Origin of the sequence: Pseudomonas edaphica, assembly GCF_005863185.1 — a bacterium.
In the GTDB taxonomy this organism is placed as follows: domain Bacteria; phylum Pseudomonadota; class Gammaproteobacteria; order Pseudomonadales; family Pseudomonadaceae; genus Aquipseudomonas; species Aquipseudomonas edaphica.
Genome location: NZ_VBVZ01000860.1, coordinates 1 through 2,011, shown reverse-complemented (window position 1 = coordinate 2,011; position 2,011 = coordinate 1). Strand labels below are relative to the sequence as shown.

The following is a 2,011-nucleotide window of genomic DNA, read 5'->3' as shown; positions in this document are numbered from 1 at the left end:
GGTCATGGCTGAAGGGCTCAACCGTTTCATAACCGTCAGCGCGATTATTATTCTGCTGGGCGGTTCGCTGGTCTGGCTGTTCGGGTTTACCGGCGTACACGTCGGTGCCAGCGGCTGGGTCTTTGGGCTATGGGCCTACCTCTTGTCGCGCGCCTGGTTCCACAGGAGCTGGAGCAACCTGTTAATCGCCGGTGTGGTGGCGGTGTTTTATGGCGGGTTGATCATGGGGTTTGTGCCGCGCCAGGGGATTTCCTTCGAAGGGCATCTGTTTGGTGCGCTCGCCGGCTTTATTGCTGCCAAGGTACTTCTCTCAACACCGCGCAGCAGGTTTAATGCCGGGTGAACGCACTTGCGCCTACCGACGCTGAGGCGATGGCGTCAGGAATCAAGTACCCAGGGAGTCAGGGGCGACATGTCGAATTTTCTTGTGTGGCGCTCGGGCGTCATCTTCCGCTTTTATTGTTTCTCATCTATTCCCTTCTCTATCGCTTCCACCCACCTCAAGGAACTCTCCAATGGGATGGTTTAAACAGTTGATGGGGCTTGAGGCCCCACAAACGAATGCCGAGTCGACATTGCCCCTGCCGACCACTGGCCCGTTGGGCCTGGCGCCCGGCAAAGGCGTGATGTTCGACACCACCCTGAAATTGTTGCTCGATGGGAAAACCTCGGTGGTGATCCCCGGCTCCCAGGAAGTCTGGGCCAACGGCACCGTTGACCTCGGGCAATCGACCTGGCTGTCGCGCTACTACATGAACGACGAAGATTACTGGCTGCAAGTACACACCACCGGCGAAGTCGCCGGGCAGGTCGAGTCGGTGATCCTGTTCAACTACTTGAGCTACGTCACCCTCAGCAGCGAAGCGGAACTGCGTCGGCTGGCAGGCCCACAAAGCCTGATCGGGCTACCGACTTACACCCACAACGGCGTCGAATACACCCGTGTGTGGGGCAGCGAAGCCGGCCAGACCGAACTGGTGGCGATGAGCGAGCGCGTGATAAACCCGGAAGACGCCTATAACGTCGAGCACCGTTCGATGCTGTACGCCCGTGACACCGGCCTGACCGATCGCCGCGAGTTCCTGCTGTTTTCCGTCGAAGAAGATGCCGAGGGTGGCATCAGCCTGAGCACGTCGCTGGGCATTTCGCTGTACACAACCGACCTGACTGCGCTCTAAAAAAGGAAGCCATCCATGCTAGAAGCTCTCTCCATCTCCCTGAACAAAGCGGCTGTGCTCGGCTTTGTCATCTACATCCTGGGGGCTGCGGTGCTGTTCGCGCTGTTCCAGTTCATCTACACCCGCATCACTCCGCACAAGGAGTTCGAACTGATCCGCGCCGGCAACGTTTCGGCTTCGGTCGCCCTGGGCGGCGCGATCATTGGCTTCGCTATTCCGGCCAGCAACGTGATTGCCTACTCCATCAGCCTGCTGGATTTTGTCGTCTGGTCGGTGATCGCCGCCGTCGTCCAGTTGCTGGCGTTTCTGCTGACCAGCCTGGTGCTCAAAGGCACGTCCGAGCGCATCAAGAATGGCGAAGTTGCGGCCGGCATCTACGTGGCCGCCGTGGCTATCAGCGTCGGCATGCTGAACGCCGCGTGCATGACGCCCACCCAGTACTGATTGCGCACGGAGCTCTCGATGAAACGAAGCAAATACGTCCAGCTGTCGCTGGCAGCGTCGGTCGCCATGGCGATATCCGGCTGCGGGCCGACCGAAAAAACCTACGATTTGCAGAAGAAGTACAACTTCCAGTCGGTACAGCAGTGCGCCGATGAAAAGCTGCCGGTCGACGTCTGCTCCGACGCCTACATGACCGCTATGGCCGAGCACCGCCGCATCGCGCCGGTGTACGACAGCCAGACCGATTGCGATGCCGACTTTGTCGCCGACTGGTGCCAGCAAGACTCCTCCGGCAAGTTCATCCCAAGGCTGGGCGGTTTCGAACTGACCGCCGAAGGCCAGGTGACCCAATCCCAGGTCGATGCGGCCAATGCCCAAGTCGCCGGTTC

The 2,011-nt window shown here is 59.7% G+C and carries 4 protein-coding genes; all 4 read left to right on the top strand.

Annotated elements, in window-relative coordinates; all coding sequences use genetic code 11:
- On the top strand, positions 1-343 hold a 343-nt coding region (locus FEM54_RS31415; RefSeq protein WP_138454156.1), incomplete at its 5' end, for a rhomboid family intramembrane serine protease.
- Between the two features lie 172 nt (positions 344-515).
- Positions 516-1,178 carry a DUF2491 family protein gene (locus tag FEM54_RS31410; protein ID WP_017136012.1) on the top strand — a complete coding sequence of 221 codons (663 nt, stop codon included), beginning with the start codon at positions 516-518 and terminating at the stop codon, positions 1,176-1,178.
- Positions 1,179-1,193: 15 nt separating this feature from the next.
- Entirely contained in the window at positions 1,194-1,622 is a 429-nt protein-coding gene (locus FEM54_RS31405; RefSeq protein ID WP_017136013.1) for a DUF350 domain-containing protein, read from the top strand.
- Between the two features lie 18 nt (positions 1,623-1,640).
- A partial coding sequence (locus FEM54_RS31400; RefSeq protein ID WP_138454155.1) for a DUF1190 domain-containing protein occupies positions 1,641-2,011 on the top strand: 371 nt, incomplete at its 3' end.